This is a genomic window from Acinetobacter sp., assembly GCF_049284435.1.
Lineage (GTDB): Bacteria > Pseudomonadota > Gammaproteobacteria > Pseudomonadales > Moraxellaceae > Acinetobacter.
Genome location: NZ_JBAPXX010000022.1, coordinates 1 through 17,910, shown reverse-complemented (window position 1 = coordinate 17,910; position 17,910 = coordinate 1). Strand labels below are relative to the sequence as shown.

20 protein-coding genes are annotated in these 17,910 nt (G+C 43.0%); 7 read left to right on the top strand and 13 right to left on the bottom strand.

Translation table 11 applies throughout. The features are described 5' to 3' along the window. Positions 1 to 239: 239 nt before the first annotated feature. The 5 genes from WAK81_RS01835 to WAK81_RS01815 form a co-directional block, all read right to left on the bottom strand. The gene (locus tag WAK81_RS01835; protein ID WP_422195451.1) at positions 240 to 536 is read right to left on the bottom strand and encodes a DUF3817 domain-containing protein; all 297 of its coding nucleotides are present in this window, start codon (positions 534 to 536) and stop codon (positions 240 to 242) included. Positions 537 to 656: 120 nt separating this feature from the next. Next, complete coding sequence (gene yccS / locus WAK81_RS01830) at positions 657 to 2,840, bottom strand: YccS family putative transporter (protein WP_422195450.1); 2,184 nt, start codon at positions 2,838 to 2,840, stop codon at positions 657 to 659. Positions 2,841 to 2,968: 128 nt separating this feature from the next. Next, a complete protein-coding gene (gene sodC / locus WAK81_RS01825; RefSeq protein ID WP_422195449.1) occupies positions 2,969 to 3,511 on the bottom strand; it encodes a superoxide dismutase [Cu-Zn] SodC in 543 nt (180 codons plus the stop codon). Positions 3,512 to 3,638: 127 nt separating this feature from the next. Beyond that, a complete protein-coding gene (locus WAK81_RS01820; RefSeq protein ID WP_422195448.1) occupies positions 3,639 to 4,769 on the bottom strand; it encodes an AI-2E family transporter in 1,131 nt (376 codons plus the stop codon). A 128-nt stretch (positions 4,770 to 4,897) separates the two neighbouring features. After that, positions 4,898 to 5,542, bottom strand: coding sequence for a ParA family protein (locus WAK81_RS01815; RefSeq protein ID WP_422195447.1), 645 nt, complete (start codon positions 5,540 to 5,542; stop codon positions 4,898 to 4,900). 124 nt (positions 5,543 to 5,666) lie between these two features. Here WAK81_RS01815 and WAK81_RS01810 point away from each other — a divergent pair, with 124 nt between their 5' ends. Next, positions 5,667 to 6,134, top strand: a complete 468-nt coding sequence (locus tag WAK81_RS01810; protein WP_422195446.1) for a Holliday junction resolvase-like protein — start codon at positions 5,667 to 5,669, stop codon at positions 6,132 to 6,134. A gap of 26 nt (positions 6,135 to 6,160) precedes the next feature. Continuing rightward, on the top strand, positions 6,161 to 6,739 hold the full coding sequence (locus tag WAK81_RS01805; RefSeq protein WP_422195445.1) for a hypothetical protein: 579 nt from the start codon (positions 6,161 to 6,163) through the stop codon (positions 6,737 to 6,739). Between the two features lie 18 nt (positions 6,740 to 6,757). Here the strand turns inward: WAK81_RS01805 and WAK81_RS01800 are convergent, their stop codons facing one another. Continuing rightward, positions 6,758 to 7,387, bottom strand: coding sequence for a class I SAM-dependent methyltransferase (locus WAK81_RS01800; RefSeq protein ID WP_422195444.1), 630 nt, complete (start codon positions 7,385 to 7,387; stop codon positions 6,758 to 6,760). 191 nt (positions 7,388 to 7,578) lie between these two features. On the opposite strand from WAK81_RS01800, the gene WAK81_RS01795 reads away from it, so the two are divergent. After that, positions 7,579 to 8,142, top strand: coding sequence for a hypothetical protein (locus tag WAK81_RS01795; RefSeq protein WP_422195443.1), 564 nt, complete (start codon positions 7,579 to 7,581; stop codon positions 8,140 to 8,142). A 72-nt stretch (positions 8,143 to 8,214) separates the two neighbouring features. Here WAK81_RS01795 and WAK81_RS01790 read toward each other — a convergent pair whose 3' ends face one another. Next, positions 8,215 to 8,547, bottom strand: coding sequence for a HopJ type III effector protein (locus tag WAK81_RS01790; RefSeq protein ID WP_422195442.1), 333 nt, complete (start codon positions 8,545 to 8,547; stop codon positions 8,215 to 8,217). A gap of 173 nt (positions 8,548 to 8,720) precedes the next feature. On the opposite strand from WAK81_RS01790, the gene crcB reads away from it, so the two are divergent. After that, complete coding sequence (gene crcB, locus WAK81_RS01785; RefSeq protein ID WP_422195441.1) at positions 8,721 to 9,101, top strand: fluoride efflux transporter CrcB; 381 nt, start codon at positions 8,721 to 8,723, stop codon at positions 9,099 to 9,101. Between the two features lie 89 nt (positions 9,102 to 9,190). Here crcB and WAK81_RS01780 read toward each other — a convergent pair whose 3' ends face one another. Further along, positions 9,191 to 9,442, bottom strand: a complete 252-nt coding sequence (locus WAK81_RS01780; RefSeq protein WP_422195440.1) for a type B 50S ribosomal protein L31 — start codon at positions 9,440 to 9,442, stop codon at positions 9,191 to 9,193. Between the two features lie 96 nt (positions 9,443 to 9,538). Further along, positions 9,539 to 10,837, bottom strand: coding sequence for an ABC1 kinase family protein (locus WAK81_RS01775; RefSeq protein WP_422195439.1), 1,299 nt, complete (start codon positions 10,835 to 10,837; stop codon positions 9,539 to 9,541). Positions 10,838 to 11,124: 287 nt separating this feature from the next. On the opposite strand from WAK81_RS01775, the gene WAK81_RS01770 reads away from it, so the two are divergent. Then, entirely contained in the window at positions 11,125 to 11,337 is a 213-nt protein-coding gene (locus WAK81_RS01770) for a DUF1737 domain-containing protein (protein ID WP_422195438.1), read from the top strand. Positions 11,338 to 11,540: 203 nt separating this feature from the next. On the opposite strand, the gene WAK81_RS01765 is transcribed toward WAK81_RS01770, so the two are convergent. Both WAK81_RS01765 and WAK81_RS01760 read right to left on the bottom strand, forming a co-directional pair. Next, positions 11,541 to 12,899, bottom strand: coding sequence for an MATE family efflux transporter (locus WAK81_RS01765; RefSeq protein ID WP_422195437.1), 1,359 nt, complete (start codon positions 12,897 to 12,899; stop codon positions 11,541 to 11,543). Between the two features lie 39 nt (positions 12,900 to 12,938). Then, positions 12,939 to 13,397, bottom strand: a complete 459-nt coding sequence (locus WAK81_RS01760) for a DMT family transporter (RefSeq protein ID WP_422195436.1) — start codon at positions 13,395 to 13,397, stop codon at positions 12,939 to 12,941. Positions 13,398 to 13,523: 126 nt separating this feature from the next. Here WAK81_RS01760 and hemW point away from each other — a divergent pair, with 126 nt between their 5' ends. Then, positions 13,524 to 14,678 carry a radical SAM family heme chaperone HemW gene (gene hemW, locus WAK81_RS01755; protein WP_422195435.1) on the top strand — a complete coding sequence of 385 codons (1,155 nt, stop codon included), beginning with the start codon at positions 13,524 to 13,526 and terminating at the stop codon, positions 14,676 to 14,678. Between the two features lie 517 nt (positions 14,679 to 15,195). Continuing rightward, positions 15,196 to 15,795, top strand: a complete 600-nt coding sequence (locus WAK81_RS01750; RefSeq protein WP_422195434.1) for an HNH endonuclease — start codon at positions 15,196 to 15,198, stop codon at positions 15,793 to 15,795. Between the two features lie 80 nt (positions 15,796 to 15,875). Here WAK81_RS01750 and WAK81_RS01745 read toward each other — a convergent pair whose 3' ends face one another. Further along, on the bottom strand, positions 15,876 to 16,085 hold the full coding sequence (locus WAK81_RS01745) for a cold-shock protein (RefSeq protein ID WP_004281542.1): 210 nt from the start codon (positions 16,083 to 16,085) through the stop codon (positions 15,876 to 15,878). A gap of 348 nt (positions 16,086 to 16,433) precedes the next feature. Then, a partial coding sequence (locus tag WAK81_RS01740; protein ID WP_422195433.1) for an acyl-CoA dehydrogenase C-terminal domain-containing protein occupies positions 16,434 to 17,910 on the bottom strand: 1,477 nt, incomplete at its 5' end.

Sequence of the window (17,910 nt, the reverse complement as noted above, 5' to 3'; positions counted from 1 at the left end):
CAATATTGGCAGGACTTTCGATTTTACTGAACACTCTTCAACTGCTCTCGGAATATTCAATAGATGAACTGAATGAAATCGCAACAATTGCATTAAGTACCTAAAGATGTGTAGATACCTATGCTTTCTAGGAGAGGGCTAGGGTGAGGTTAAGTATTTAATAAGTACCCTCTCTCTAACTCTCTCTCAGGGGGAGAGAGGGTTTCCTTTACTGATCTAATTATATTAGGATTCCACAGTTAAGCTTCAGCCGGCTGTTCCAGCTTCTTCAGCTTCAGATCAAAGAGAAATGGCCCAAAAGGCAGGATCGAAGCGATCAAACCCATCACAAACATGCTGAGAGACCATTTCTGTTTTTCACATACCGCGAATAACACCACCAGAAACAGCACAAACAGTACGCCATGACCCATACCGACATATTTCACCAGAATCGGATTATCCATCATATATTTCACTGGCATCGCGATAAATAACAGCAGCAGGAATGAAATCCCTTCAATCAAACCGACCAGACGCAAAGTTTTGATGTTCATAATACATATTGATTTAACCGAATTAGTTTTGAGTGTACCGAATATCACCTGAATATTGAATCTTAATAATAAAGATATATTCAACATTTTTAATAAGTTATAACCAAGTAAAGCAGTCGGTTATTTAATCTCGGCACCTAATAATTCATGACGTAATTTTAGTAATTCCGGCAAGATTTCCAGCAATAAACTGATCTGTTTCAACACCAAAAGCAGATGTGCTGACTGGTTTTCCTGTGTACTTAAGCGTTGAATTTCTGCCAGTTTATGATCAATGTCGTAGGTATCTAAAGGTTGTTGTTGCAGCAATACCCCAGTTAAGGTTTGCTGGCACCAGCGCATTAAATCCAGAATTTGTGTATCAGTAACCTGCTCACGGTGACTCCCCAATGCTGCAATATAACTGAGCTGGCTATGGCTATAGACCAGATAGCGAAAGGCACTTTTAACCAGTTGAGGATCTGGATTCGGTTCGGTGCTCAGGCTTGAAATCATGCTGGATAAATCAATCTGTGCATTGTGGGCCAGACGCCGTGCAGTCCGGTAAGTAATACTGTTATCTTTACCGTTTTGATATTGCTCGACCACTGCAGCAAAATAGTTCAGTGTTGCATGTGATGACTTTTTGATATTGCTGGAAATATTACGAAAATTCCAGTCAGGCCAGATCCAGCTTACTGCCATCCAGGCAATCAGACAGCCTATGAGAGTATCGACAATACGCGGTAAAATAATGGCATAACCGGCACCTTTCAGATTAAAAATCAGGAGTACCATCAATGTCGCCATGAGGGTTGCCATGGCATATTTTTTGGAACGTAGATAGAAAAAACCGACACCAAAAATTACTGTCAGGAGTAATTGACCTTCGACACTTGGTACAAAATACAGGATGGGAACACCCAGCATGACCCCTAATAATGTTCCCAGAGTCCGCAATATGAGGCGGCTTTTGGTGGCAAAATAACTGATCTGACAGACAAACAGGCTGGTCAGTAAAATCCAGTAGCCATTTTTTGCAAAGGGTAATAATGAAATGGCATAGCCGACTAGAAATACAATGGCAATCCGCACCGCATGCCGAAAGAGTGCCGATTGCGGACTTAAGTGCGGTTTGAGTTTCAGCCAGAGATCTGTGCTATCGCGAATATCATCATCAAACAGACTCAGGTCATCAAAATGCTGCTGATAGCGTGGCTTATACAGTGCCTGTTGATCATGCAGGTGTTGTAACTGTTCATGTACACTCAGCAGATTGGCCAGAATAAGCTGTAAATTTTTAACTTCAATATTCTGTGGATGCTGGGCAATCCAGTCCTGCATCGATTCCTGTAAATGCTGCAGTGCCAGTTCATCATCTGTAGACAGATAAAATTTTTCATTGCGCAGTACACATTCTGCCAAATGCTGACAGGCAAGGGCTTGCAGACGGATATTTTTCTGAATCCGGAAAATCAGGTCAGTGCGGCTAAAATGCTGTTCGATCTGTTCATAATGCAGATAATTGGCCGTGGCCTGTTCATGAATATCCTGCATCAGAAAATACAGATTCAGCCAGTAAATAGTATTACGATTGGCACGGGAAGCTTTGAGTCGGGTCAATAGTGAATCTTTGCTACGGTTAAAACTCTGAATGACTAAAGTATTTTTAAGTGACAACTCATAGAGCAGGTTTTCAACATTCGGGTGCTGGTCCGGATCAAACAGTTTGGCTTTACTCAGCAGTAAATCCGACATGTGCTGCAAGCTTTGTGCGAGATTTTCCTGAACCTGCAAAGTAGGACGCAGCAGAAAAAATAGAATAGACGTCAGGCCATACCATAGCGCCCCAATGACAAAATAAAGCGGCTGTTCATACCAGTGCTGATATTCGCCCAAGCCAAACATGGTATAGATTGACAGTAAAATGGTGCCAAATGAAATCGAGGCATAACGTTGGCCTAAAGCACCCATTAGAATAAAGAGCGCACTCGATAGCGATAGCCACAATGCAAACCAGAATTTATGCGGAGCAAGAAATTCCAGAATGCTGCTGACACTAAAAAACAGAATGATGACCAGTAACAGGTTGCGCAAACGCAGGCTTAACCGGTCATCAAAATCAGTCAGTGCCGTGGCAATTGCCCCTAAAGTTACTGGAACGATCAAGAACTCATAACCCAGAAATTTCAGACCGAAAGTGGTACCTAAAAACACTAGCAGGATTTGCAGGCAATAGGTCATCAGCGCGCTGGACTGAAAGGGCAGCAGGACCGGTTTTATAATTTTAACAAGAGTAACAGTCACAGCTTGGGCAGCATTCACAAGGACAGGATCCGGAAAGTAAAAACGCAAAGTTCTGAATGCAATTTAGACGCCAAAATAAAATAAAAAACCATGAAAAAAACGAGCATGATGCCCGTTTTTTCTGTTTAGTCTTGGCATGAAGGTGTTTAGATCACGCCACAGGCAATACGTTCACCGCCGCCGCCCAAGGGTAATGGGGTATCGGAATAATTGTCGCCACCGGCATGAACCATAATCGCACGACCCTGAACATCAGCCAGTTTCAGACGTGGTGCAAGCAGGGTAACATGTGCAGTTCCGTCAGTAGTGACTTTCAATGCTGGTAAATCACCAAGGTGACCGGTCGCTGGTGTACCGTGATGCGGTGCCTGATTTGGATTGTAATGGCTACCTGCAGCCAGTGCTGCGCCCATCTTGCCGTCTTTCATGGCAGGCGCGCATGAACCATTTTCATGAATATGGAAACCGCGCTCACCCGCAGGAAGTTGTTTCAGGTTGGTACGAATAACCAGACCGGCCGGGCTGTCACTGAGTAAGACGGTCCCAATCTCTTGACCCACACCTTGAGCAGTTACTGCATTCACAGTCACTGCTCTGACCACTTCATTTGATGGAGAGGTTGAGGCACAACCGGTAAAAAGTGCGGCGCTTAACGCGCAAAGTGTCGTAATTTTAAACAATGAAGACATGATTTTGGCATCCTGATCTTTATTCTGTTTTGTGAGTTCATTTAAACAGAGCAAGATCAGAAGCTCTATATAGAATCAGTACTTAAATGTTTTGTTTTGTTTTGTTTAAGTCGATTCTATCTATGCTTTAAGGTACTTTGGGCGGTGTGTCCTTGGTTTCTGGATCAATCTCATGTGCCATGGTGGCTTTAGGCATCATTAAAGGTTCATTCAGATTACTTTCATGTAACCATTCACGCCAGATTGCAAGTAGCACAGCCAGAATCACCGGACCAATAAACACCCCGACCAGACCAAAGCTGGCAATACCACCCAAGACTCCAAACATGATCAGCAGGAAAGGAATCTGGGTTGCACCAGAAATTACCAGTGGACGAATCACGTTATCGGCAGTACTGACAATACAGACACCCCATACCATGACCCCGATAGCCTCAATAGTTTGTCCTTGTGAAAACAGCCACAGCGCCACCGCACTATAGGCGAGGGGTGGGCCAAAGGGAATCAGGGCAAAAATAAAGGTCACAATGGTTAAAACCATCGGATTCGGAACACCTGCAACAAAATAGCTCAGGCCTGCCAACAAGGATTGTGCAATTGCGGTCAAACCAACCCCATAGACCACGGCACGTGTGGTTGCAGAGATGGTGGAAAAATAATGATGCACACGTGGACCGACCACCATTTCAAAGGCTTTACGCACCTGATTTAAAATGGTCTGACCATCACGGTAGAAGAAAAATAGTGAAAGTATTGCAAAACATAATTTAAAGATGTTTTTGCTGACTTCATTCAACACCACTTTGCCGTAATTCAGATGACCTTGAATCCAGGTCGATACCGACAGTGCAATACTCTGTGGATCTGTATTGATTTCATTTAAGGTTCGGGTAATTTCCTTGCCGACAATCGGAAGCCCGCGAATAAAATCAGGGACATTCAGGTGACCGGAAAACACTTGTCGCTGCAATTCAAAATACAGGTTACGACCTTCATGCTGCAGCATGAAAATGGCGAAAATAAACGGCAGACCAAAGACCAGAATCACGGCCAAGATCATTACGGTTGCGCTTAGTGTCGGTCGATTGCCGCATAGGCGTAACACCGACTGATACAAGGGCCAAGTCATATAGGCAATAATGGCAGCCCAAACTACAGGAATGATGAAATACTTGAGTATATGAAAACTCAAAAAAATCAGGATAAAGAACAATCCAAATAATAAGACTTTTTGTAATGTAGGCGCGTACTGTTGCACTGAATTTAATGACTCATTTTTTAGGTCGTGTTCAGGCATATTAACTGAAAAAAAAGCGATCGAAAATGATAGCTAGCCAAGTAGCGAGATTATTTTCCCAAAGCTACACCACGATTCAGGCGATTGGCTCAAAACCACTGACTCGGATCATCAATAATGGTATTCAGTACCGGTTGCCATTGAGTCTGCAGCTCCCGGTAGATTTTCTGAGGTTTATCAAAGACTGACAAACCTTCCATAGCCAGTCGGCTATAAGGGGCACGTTCCGAAATCCAGGCCACTGGCTGCTGGTCGATCTTGTCAAAAAACTGCTGTATGTCTTGATTGCTGGCGGCATTCGGTTTGGTACGGTTGGCCAAAAGTAAAATTTCAACCTTGCCCTTACGGATGCGTTTAATGTCCTGCAAATGTTTGAGAAAACGGCGGGTCGAATCGATATCAAAAAAAGAAGGCTGGATCGGGATAATAATCGCATGTGCTTCACTGATAAGCTGTTCGGCATGATCATCGGTCAAAGCACCCGGTGCATCAATAATCAGGTATTCAATTTGTTTGGGCGCATCACCAATGGACTTGCTATTGCGCCAGTCCAGACTTTGGATCTGTGCTGCCTGTGCCGGACGATGCTTGAGCCATTGCAATGTTGATTTCTGGTTGTCGGCATCGGCCAATGCCACCTTATAACCCTTTTGTGCGAGTGCTGACGCCAAACTAATGGCTGTCATGGTTTTACCACAACCGCCTTTCTGATTCGCAACTAAAATTGTTTTCATGACTCAAGGTGATTTTATTCTGTTCCGGCCTAGCATATCATTCTTTTCAAGTATGCAAATGGCCGAAGTCCTCAACTTCAGTCGAATGCGATGCTATAAAAATCAGGCAAATTAGGAAGATTGAATGTCCATATGGATGGCCATGCTGATTGGCACATGTATCGGGGTGGTATTGACCACTATTATTTTAAGTCAGACGCGTAATGGACGGATCAAGGCCGAATATGAGCAGTATATTGCCGAACTGGAACTGGAGCATCAGCAGTCTCTCATTGCCGCGCAAAAACGCAGCGTGAACACCAGCCGTGCAGTTCTCAAAGGCAAAATGGCGGAACAGCTCGCGCCGATCATGCCGGAATTTCAATATTTGCCGAGTGATGCCAAGTTTCTGGGCGATCCGGTGGATTATGTAGTCTTTGATGGTTATACCGATTTTCGTGATGGCGAAGGCGAAGCTGAAGATATTGAAGTGGTTTTGATTGACATTAAAAGTGGCGGAGCACGTCTGACCAAAGGCCAGCAAGCCATTGCCCGAGCGGTTCAGGAAGGGCGGGTACGTTTTGAAACCATTCGGATTGATTTTCAGGATTGACCAAAATCCAGTGAAGAATAAAAATTATGCAAAAATTACTGATCACTGCACTGCTGTTTATGCTTGGACTCTGGGTCTGGAATGAGTTTTTTCGTGCCATTCCGCATCTGCAAGAAAAAGGCGTACTCAAAAACTTTAAAGTAGAATCGATCAAGCGTATATCAGCGACTTATATTGTGCATGATCACCGCTTTGTGAAACCTGATCGTCGGGTGCTGCATCAGGCCAGCCCTGTGGTGGGGCATTTTAATGATCTAGCCTATCTGAGTAATATTGATGTGCTGTTGCTGACTCAACCGCTGCCGGCCATGCAGGCAAAATTAGGGTTTGATGAGGCAAAACGCTGCTATCAGGTTGAAGGACAAACCAGTAAAGTGGATCGTGACTTCGTCAATACGCATGTGCAGCATTTCAGTCTGATTGCTGCCACTGAAAAAATTGCCGATCAGATTCACCGGCTAAAATCGGGGCAGAAAATCACACTCAGCGGTGATCTGGTGACAGTTCATTCGGGCACGACTGGACAAGAATTCCAGGTTGGGACAGGCTCTGAATATCGTGCCCATTGTCAGTTGCTGCAAGTGAATCATGTTCAGCAGCACTAAATATAAGATGGTCGTAAATTAGCTTCGTGGTTTACGAAACCGTGCTAACAACATGCGTTGGCCAATCTTCGGAATACCTTCGGCATCTACATAACTTAAGGTTTCTATTTCAAAACCGGTTTCCAGCAAGGTGGTTTCAATATCACGATTCAGATGACAGCCATCAGCGACTTTCTTTTGAATGGGGTTGAACAAATGTTGCAGACGCTGAATATTTAAACTTTGCCGATTCAGGACATGTTCGACCACATGTAAAGTCCCACCCGGTTGTAGCACACGGTAAATTTCCTGCAGGCTCTGTTCTAGGTTAGGAATACTACAAAGCGTCCAGGTAGACACAATATTTTCCACACTATTTTCGGCAAAAGGCAAAGCTTCTGCGCTGGCATGAATATGCTCGACCTGAAAAGCGGCCTGTTGAATTCGCGCTTCTGCCAGTCTGAAAATAGCCGGATTTGGTTCCAGCGCATAAATCTTGTCAACTGACTGATAGAAAGGCAGATTCAGGCCGGTACCGAAACCAATTTCCAGCACTTCACCTGAAATATCCAAAAGCAGTTCACGACGCAAGTCCATCAGGGATGGTGTCTGCATCACCTGATTCAGCAGATGCGGAAAGATATGTTGTTGATAAAGTTTATACAGCATTTGAGTTATTTTAATATGATGGAAATACGTTCTAGCTTAACTGAAAAATAAAATGACGGGCATATCTCGAGCTGACTAAATACGTGCAGTTTGTTACCAAGTTCAACTGTTTATTCATTAAAAAATCCGTAAGATCAAGGAAGATATCCTTAAAACGTTTAATCAACTTGATTAGGATTAGATTAAAAATTATGCTCAAACACTTTAAACATTATGCTTTGCTGGCCAGCCTGTTGCTGCCTATTTCGGGCTATAGCTCGGTCGACCACAATATTGCCAAAGGTTTGCCTCCCGTCGTTAAAGGCCAGTCAATTTCAGTCTTGCAGCCTTTTAAAGGTGATTTTCGTATTCTGGGTTCCAAGGTTTATAGTTCTGACCAGCAAGCCAAATTCTCTCCGATTGATTATGCAGTCAGCTGGGGGCTGTTTGCTGAACCTGAAATTGCCCGACATATCACCGTAAATCAATATGACCGTTATCTGAACTGGAAAATGGATCGGGTGCCAGTGCCGGTAGAACAAGCCAAGCAGATGGTGTCCAATATGCATATCATTCCTGCCAATCCTGAAATTGCCAAGGCAATTAAAAAGGTAAAGCGTGGCGATCTGGTGCGTATGCAAGGGGAGCTGGTTGAAGTTCGTGATAAAGATCTGGTCTGGACATCGTCTTTAACTCCGACCGATACGGGTGATGGTGCCTGTGAAGTTTTCCGTGTCAGTTCCATTAAATGGATTGAAAAAGTAGGTAAGAGCTAAAACAGACTTCATGCACGCTTCTGAGTTGCATAAAAAACCGCTCCTTTGAGCGGTTTTTTATCTGCTTAGGACTTACTTCGCAGTTAAAGCCTGACCTTCAAAGGCAATTCCATCCCAGCCATTGAGCATAAACTGGCGGATATTCTGATGATCAGTCGCCTTTGGCGTCGCCAGTACAGAAGCATAATGTTCGGCAAACAGGCTTAACGTCTGTGCCTGATCCAGATCATTCAATTGTGCAAAAGAAAATACTTTGGCGCTGCCTTGGTTTTCTGTGGCCGAATTATTCTGCTGGCCATTTTTAAATGCAGTTGGTTTATGCGTATAACGCGATTCGATATACGCAATTACATCTGCAAATTTTGCTTGCCCTGCTGCCAACTGGGCCAATAAATCCTGTGCCATGCTGTTTTTCCTGTGCCATTCATGAAAATTCGATCGATAAATATAGCAATTTTCTTGCTAAGTTCCATGGTATTTAATTGATTTTCGGTTCAAGATAACAGTGAAATTTATCCATGCTAAATACGAAACTTTGGATAAAATAAACTTGATCAATAAATAGAACAGGAAAAAATATGGGCTGGCTTTGGGTAGCAATGGGTGGGGCAATCGGTGCCAGTTTGCGTTATGCCGCAGGACTTTGGCTGTTTAAACCACAAATGCAATTTCCCTGGCCCACCTGGTGGATCAATATTCTGGGCTGTTTATGTGCCGGGATTTTTTTTGCCTGTAGCCAAAAATATCCAGCACTCCAACAAGAAGCTCGTCTGTTTTTAATGGTGGGGATTCTTGGTGGTTTTACCACATTTTCCAGTTTTGGTCTGGAAAGCTTTGTGTTATTGAAACAAGGCGCTATGGGCCTAGCGCTATTATATGCATTATCCAGCTTAATTGTAGGCATTATTGTTCTGGCGCTGGGCTTTTATTTCACTTCACTCGTGTTAGCACAGAGTTAAAATAAGCGCATAAAAAAGTCAGGAAATTGGAGGTCATTTCCTGACATAAACCACGATTTAAATCTTAAGATAACCGAGGGTTTTCGGTTTTAGCCACGTTTAAAGCGGCCAAAACGTTTGTTAAAGCTTGCCACACGTCCTTCATTGCTGGTCTGACGTTGCTCACCCGTATAGAAAGGATGTGATGCACTTGAAATATCTAGTGTTACATAAGGATATGTTTTACCTTGATATTCTTTAGTTTGACTCGAGTTTATCGTGCTGCCAATAACGAAATAGGCATCGGCATTGGTATCATGGAATAACACTTCACGATACTCAGGATGGATATCTGAACGCATATCTAACTTCCTCATGATTCTTGATTAAATGTTATAATGTAACATTTGATATTTCAAGTAATCTAGGGTTACAGCGTGTAAGCCTATCGTCTCAACTTAACTTCGGCTCGGCACGAGTTCTTCAAATACATCACTTAAATCATCATGTACTTTGAGATGAATCAGGTTCCAGTATTGTCCTGAAATTGTCCGGTTCACCATCAAGGTATCAGGAGAGGGCTTAAATACATCCCAATATTTCAAAGAAGGTTTCAGTAGCTCCATCCCATCATGATGAGCTGAGTTTTCGGCAAAATCATAGTGAGTGACCAGCGGACGCATGAGCACTTCCAGCCATTGTTCATACAATTCTTTCGGGAATTTTCCAGTTTCAGTCAAGGAATGTAGCGCATCTAACTGTTGCTCGATCACAGGAATATTCTTCTCGCGTGCGGCATGGATCAGTTCTCTGAAATGTCCAATCACTTCAGTCGACAAGGTCTTGACGCCGCCGTAATCATAAACAATCACAGAACCATCCTCACGGAAGGCGAAGTTGCCAGGATGTGGGTCACAATGAAAGCGTTTCAGATAGAAAATTTCCTGACCAATGGCACGGAATAAACGGCGTCCCAAAGCATTTCGCGTCTCGAGTGGCCAAGTACTAGCGGTTTCAATACTTTCACCAAGCTCCTGGCTCAAAGTCAGAATATGCCGTGAAGAGTACTCGTGATACACTTTCGGAATTATAATTTTACTGTCCAGAGATTCATGGAAAGTACGGGCGATTTCCAGATTCTGCGCTTCGATTTCATAGTTCAGTTCATTATCCAGACTGTGCTGAATTTCTTTAAATAATTGATCTTGAAGTTTACGATCAATCTTTAATACGCCCATCATGCGCAGTGCCAGACGAACCTGTTTCAGGTCGCTTTCGCAGGCTTCATCCACACCAGGATATTGCACTTTTACCACAACTTGTTGGCCATTCGGCAGGGTGGCTTTATGCACCTGACCAATCGAGGCCGCGGCAAATGGCTGCTCATCAAACTGCTGGAAAAGCTGCTCTAAAGGTTTACCCAATTCTTTTTCCACTTGTGCCTGAATTTCTTTAAACGGCATGGGTGGTGCCTGACGTTGCAATTTAGCAATGGCTTTAGCGACTTCGGGCGGGAAAACGTCTTTATATTGCGAGGCAATCTGGCCAACTTTCATGACTGCGCCTTTCATTTCCCCCAAGGTATCCGCAATCTGCACACCAATATCCTGAAATAATTTACTGCGTGCAGTATTTTTTTGCTCGTCATCGGCAGTTAAATTTTTAATGGAATTGGAGAGAGTTTTACCTGCAATACTTGCGGTCATTCCGGCAAGTTTCATAAAGCGACGACCGGGTGTGCTAGCCGTTTTTGCCATGCGAGATTCCTTGAAACCAACTATGAATGGATGTATTTGATCATAGGTGACAAAGGTTCAATTGCCTAGATTTAATTGTAGAGGTTGTGTTGTGATTTCCTTCAGCTTCTCCATGTTTAATGCATCATCTTTGATTTGTTAAAAGATTTATCTTCACTGCATTGACTTGAATGACAACAGTACACCGGAATCCATCATTGTTTTAGATAAGACCGAGTACTAATTCTGAATGTTGTTTTATGGCTAAAAGCTTAGAATAAACAGAGTGTAGTAATGAAGAAAATTCAATGAAAGTCTATCGATATTTTACTGGGAAGGATGATGTGCATTTTTGTGCGCGGGTGACCCGTGCCTTAAATGAAGGTTATGAGTTATATGGTTCACCCACCATGACTTTTAATGGTACGGACGTGATTGTGGGGCAGGTGGTGATTAAAGATGTAGCGGATGAATCGGAGATTCCAGAAGGATTGAAAGATGCTTTAGGAGCTAATTCTTAATTTCTACATTAAAATAAGAATTATAAGTGTCAAAGCATCGTCTTTTTATTTTTATGCTGTCGCGTAGACAACTCTTGCTTTTGTCATGGCAAAAGTAACAAAACCGTTTCGTTGATCTGATGATACTTCCCTGTATCACAGCTCAACGGTGACATCCATGTCACCTACCCATTATTTAAGATTGTTTGAAAGTCACTAAGTTTTTACATTTTTAAGCTTAAACGTCTGTTATTGCTATAGAGTCGTGCCAGCAATAAAACACAGGCAACACTTAGACCTACAATTAGACCGACCCAAACACCGGCTGCCCCCATCTCGGTAAAGCGTGATAAATATACCCCAACCGGGAAGGCGATGACCCAGTAAGCCAGCATGGTAATCCACATCGGCCCCTTGGTATCCTGCATGCCGCGCAGACAACCTGCCGCACTGATCTGCCAGGCATCCATCAGCTGATAGGCAATCGCAAACAGAATCAGATAGACCGCAATTTGGGTCACGATCATATCTGAGGTGTAGAGTGCCACGATTTCATTGCGGAAAACCCAAAGCAGAATCATCGTCAGGATCGCCAGAATAGTGGCAGTGATCAGGCCGAGATATTGTACTTTACGCATGGCTTGCCAGTTCTGTTCACCATAGTAGGTGCCGACCCGAATGGTCAGGGCAATCGCCAGTGACATGGGAATCATGAACAGTTGTGAAGTGACAGAAATAGCAATCTGATGGGCAGCGACAATGGTCTCTCCTAAAGGACTCAGCACAATTGCTGCTGTACTGAAAATACTGACCTCAAAGAAGATCGCCAATCCAATCGGAAAACCCAGTTGCAGAATACGCTTCACCCATTCCGGGTTGATTTTTTCCCAGTGAGTAAAAGGCTGGGTACGCTGATAGGCTCTGTTTTTAAAGATATATAATGCCAGAGTCATGAGCATTAACCACTGCAAAATCGCTGTGGCAAACCCACAGCCTGCACTGCCTAGGGCCGGAACAGGGCCAATACCATACATAAAGATATAGTTCAGCGGAACCAGCAAAACCAGCGCCAATAAACTAATCACGGTGACCGGACGAGGATTTCCAATCGCTTCTGAGTAGCCGCGTAAGGCTGCATAAATGGTTACCGCAGGCATACCAAAACCAATCGCATGCAGGAATAAACCAGCTTTTGGTTGCAAGCTTTCCGGTACACCTAAGAGTGGCAAAGTGGCGGGCAGGAGTTGCAGAATCAGGCCGGCAATCACCCCAAGAATCAGGGCAACCCAAAGCGATTGACGTGCAATGGTGGCAATTTTTTCAGGTGTACGTGCACCATTGGCCTCAGCAACCAAAGGTGTCGTGGCAATCATAATGCCACTAAACAGCAGCATCACCGGAATCCAGAGTCCTACTCCGACGGCAATCGCGGCAAGATCGGTAGCAGACAGATGACCGGCCATAATGGTATCAATCAGGCCCAGACCTGCCTGAGCAAATTGGGTCACCAGAATAGGCAGCATGAGATGAAACAGTTTTTTTAATTCAAAACCAAAGGTCGTGACTGGTGAAACATTCGACACAAAAATTACTCATCGTGATCATGTGCTTAAAGATAAGGTTTAGCGTTGTAAAGTGAGAAGCACACCAATAAAAATCACCCCGCCACCTAAAAGACGTTGCCAGTTAACCGGCATTTTTTCATTGCCCAACAGACCAAATTGATCGACCAGCATGGACGTGACCATCTGACCAAAAATAATGAGACCACTAAGGACCAGAAAGCCAAGTTTGGGTGCTGCATAAATGCTCATACTAATCGCGTATACACCCACGATTCCCCCTAGCCATAAATACCAAGGAACACTCATCAATTCCTGTAAACTTGGTTTGGGATTAGACTGAAAAAGTACGATTAAGGCCAGCACTATTGTACCAATCAAAAAGGAAAAAAATGCAGCTTGAATTGGGGAATATAAATATTCTTTCAGTTGGGCATTAATTGCCGTCTGTAGTGTCAGTAAAACACCCACTGCAAAGACCAAGGGGAGTAAAATAATCAACTGTAAGGATATTTTCATAATTTTAACTGTCTAATTCTATTTGAGTTTTTAGATATAGCGCATGGGTAAATTTAATTTTAGCAGTGTTGCCGCCGAGTCATGTTAAAATTCCGCTATATCTTGTAATCGTTTTTGAGTAGTTCTTTGGCTGAATTGAATCCTGCTGCTGTCCCTTTGTCCTTATATATTCATATGCCTTGGTGTGTGCGCAAATGTCCTTATTGTGACTTCAATTCGCATGCGGTTCCAGATGGTCAGCTATCACTGGAGTTGGAACAGGAATATTTACGAGCACTGGTGGAAGACTTTAAAACTCAGGTCGATTTTGGCCAAGGTCGGCAGATTCACAGTGTTTTTATTGGTGGGGGGACGCCGTCACTGATTTCTGCCCCAGGTTATCAATGGTTATTTGATCAGCTCAAAGCCATTATTCCCTTTGCTGAAGGCTGTGAAATTACTCTGGAAGCCAATCCCGGCACGGTCGAACATGATCCATTTGCCGGTTATTTGCAGGCTGGCATTAACCGTCTGTCGATTGGAGTACAAAGTTTTAATACCGATCATCTTAAACGTTTGGGACGGATTCACAGCAATGAAGATGCGATCTCTGCCATTGGGTTGGCGCGTGAAGCTGGCTTTCAGCGGATTAATGTCGACTTGATGCATGGTTTGCCTGAACAGACCTTGGATCAGGCTTTGCATGATTTAAAATTGGCAGTGGAGCAGGGCGCTACGCATATTTCCTGGTATCAGTTGACGATTGAGCCAAATACGGTATTTTTCCGGACTCAACCGATTTTGCCTGTTGATGAAGTATTGGAAGATATTCAGGAGCAGGGCGAGCTCTACTTAAAATCTCAGGGTTTTATCAATTACGAAGTTTCAGCTTGGCGTAAAGAATTGCCTTCAGCACATAATCTGAATTACTGGCAGTTTGGTGATTATCTGGCAATTGGTGCGGGAGCACATGGCAAAGTCACTCAGCCAGATGGTGTGTATCGGTTCCAGAAAACCCGTTTACCTAAGGACTACTTAGCCAAAGTACCTGCCGAACATCTGCAGTTTAAGCGCATTGAAGATACTGACATGCCATTTGAATTTATGATGAATGCACTGCGTTTAAATCAGGGTGTGGAAGCCAAGCTGTATGCAGAACGTACCGGTTTGGGTCTGGATCGCTTGAATGAATTGCTGAGTTCTTTGCGTGACAGAAAATTAATGGTCGATGATCAAGACCGACTTTCTTGCACCGAGCAGGGGCATATCTTTTTAAATTCGGTATTAGAAGAATTTCTTTAATTATTTAATTTCCCCATTGTTCTAAAAGAAACCCTCATAGGATTTTATTGGGTTTTTTTATTGCCTTAAATAAAATGCCTAAAGTCTGATTGAAGTTTTCTTAGAGAGAAGTTTTCTGAGAATATTCAAAGATTAAATTAAATGAATATTATAATTTCTAGAGGGTGGGTAGGTGGATACATTATGGGCTTTTCAACAGCTGGATTTAGCTGATACCCGATTCTTTATTTTTGATAGTAAAAGTGATCATCTGGTTTATGAAGATCGGGACTTTAAAGAATATCATTGAGATCAAAGCAAATATAATCGGGTCAGAGAAAGGGATTTCTTTTTATATCGACGACCGCAAAAAGCCTCTGAAATTAAAAATCAATTCTATCTTTATGGTGCAGGCCGTATAGCCAAGATTATTGCACCTACTGCTATTCCTCAAAATCATCAAAAATGTCGAACCAAACCGGTCTTTGCGGAAGTGATCGATGGTATACGTTTTATAGATCCCATTCTGCAGTCCGATTTGGAAGATTTTCAATGGACTTTTAAACCACGCGGAAATACTTGGGAACATTTTTTTCAACAATATGGCATGAATGAGATTACGGCAGATGATTTCTGGCAATTACTTAAATTAGCTGGAAAAGGAGAAAAACAGGACACTTTGCGGGATAAGCATTTGCGTCAAGAAATCCTCGATTATACTGTTGAAGATCAATATGCCAAAGTAAAGGTTCGTGGTTCGGCACATCAAGAATTTGCCTTACAAGTTAAACTCAATTATCAATATCAATGTGCAATCTCCGGCATTAAGACCAAAGCCTTTTTAGTGGCTTCTCATATCGTACCCTGGTCTGAAAATCAGGCACAACGCAAAAACCCACAAAATGGGATTTGTTTATCTTCTTTATTGGATCAAGCTTTTGATCAGGGATTTATAAGTATTGATGAATATTTCAAAGTGTGTGTTGCTGAACAAGCAAAACAAGATACGAGTCTGTATGCTTATCTTAAGCTTTATAGCGGTAAACGCATAGATGTACCAAAACGTTTTGCGCCGGATCAAGAATTTTTAGCTTGGCATAGAGCACACCGGTTTTTAGACCAACCCAATGATCTCTAAAAACTAGAGTTGAATGAGAGAAATGATAGGCACAAAAAAAGCACTCTAGGAGTGCTTTTTTTCAATATCTTGCTTCTAAATTATAGAGCAACGATATTTACAGCTGTAGGGCCTTTTTGACCTTGAGCTACGCTGAAAGAAACCTTTTGGCCTTCAACTAAAGTTTTGAAACCTGAACCAGTGATTTCGCTGAAGTGAGCAAAAACGTCTGGACCTGATTCTTGTTGAATGAAACCAAAACCTTTAGTTTCGTTGAACCATTTTACTGTACCGTTAACTGTATTAGACATAATATAACCTATTGAATCGTATGAATTTATAGCCAAAATTTCAGATGACTAACTGTAACTTTGAAAAATAAAAAGGATGGAGCTTTTTGATCTGTAATACGAAGGTTTATGACTAAAACTGCGATACTTAAAAGAAGACTAACCAAAACAAGAATTTTTCTAGTTGGGGTTATCATACCGCTTATTTTCAGATATACAAGCGTTTTATTTGGCTAATTTATTAGGATGTTGAAAAATATAAAATTAAAATTGTATATTTTATATCCAGAAAGGTTTTTTAAGTTGAAAGAAAGGTATTTGAGTCAATAAAAAGAGCGCCGAAGCGCTCTTTTAAACTCAATTTACAGCTTAGTAATCGAAGCTAAAGTATTCTGGCGCGAGTGCCGTCATGGTCTTAGACGGATTCACCATCGCTTCTGCATGACCTTGGGTACGTGGCAGAATACGTTCAAAATAGAAATCAGCAGTTTTGATTTTCGCTTTATAGAACTCTGGTACTTCAGCACCTTCGCCAGATCCCAGTTTGGCTGAAGCGACTGCAGCTTGCTGTGCCCAGAAATATGCCATCATTACATAACCGGAGAACATCAGGAAATCTACTGACGCAGAAGACACGATGTCACGGTCCTTACGTGCTGCCAGCATGATACGTACGGTTAAAGCATTCCACTGTGCACATAGCTTGGTCAAATCCCAAGCAAAGCGACGCATGTATTTATTACGTGCATGCTGACCACAGAATTTCAGGATTTCAGCAGTGTAATCACGAATCACTTTACCTTTCGAGGTCAACAGCACTTTACGGCCGATCAGATCGAGTGCCTGAACGCCTGTAGTACCTTCATACAAGGTAGAGATACGTGAGTCACGTACGATCTGTTCCATGCCCCATTCTTTGATATAGCCATGTCCACCAAAGACTTGCATACCGTGATTTGATGCCTCATAGCCCATTTCGGTCAGGAAGCCTTTCAGGATTGGAGTATAGAAACCAAGATGATCATCATGCTGTTCAAATGCTGCAGTATCACCACGCAGCAAAGCATCATTCATATTGTCGGCAATTTGTGCTGCATGATAAATCATGGCACGGCCACCTTCAGCAATGGCTTTTTGCGTCAACAGCATACGGCGTACATCGGCATGATGAATGATCGCATCCGCTACTTTTTCTGGATCTTTTTTGCCAGACAGGGCACGCATTGACATACGCTCTTTTGCATAAGGCAAAGCACCCTGGAACGACAATTCAGCATGGCAGATGCCCTGAATCGCAGTACCAATACGCGCCGTGTTCATAAAGGTAAACATGGCATGCAGGCCTTTGTTTGGTTCACCAATCAGGTAGCCAGTCGCATTGTCGAAATTCAGTACAGCCGTTGCTGAAGCGCGAATCCCCATTTTGTGTTCAATCGAGCCACAGTTCACTGGATTGCGTTCACCGATCCCACCATCTGCCGCAGCAATAAATTTTGGAACGATAAACAGGGAAATCCCTTTGGTGCCTTGCGGTGCATCCGGAAGGCGTGCCAGTACAATATGCACGATATTTTCAGTGAGGTCGTGCTCACCTGCGGAAATAAAAATCTTAGTCCCTGAAATCGCATAAGTGCCATCTTCTTTCGGCTCTGCTTTGGTTTTAACCTGACCCAGATCCGTACCACATTGTGGCTCAGTCAGACACATGGTACCTGCCCAAGTTCCAGCAACCAGGTGAGGCAGATACGTGTTTTTCTGCTCATCGGTACCATACTGGATAATAGTGTTGATACAGCCCACACTTAAACCCGGATACATTTGGAATGACCAGTTCGCAGTACCCATC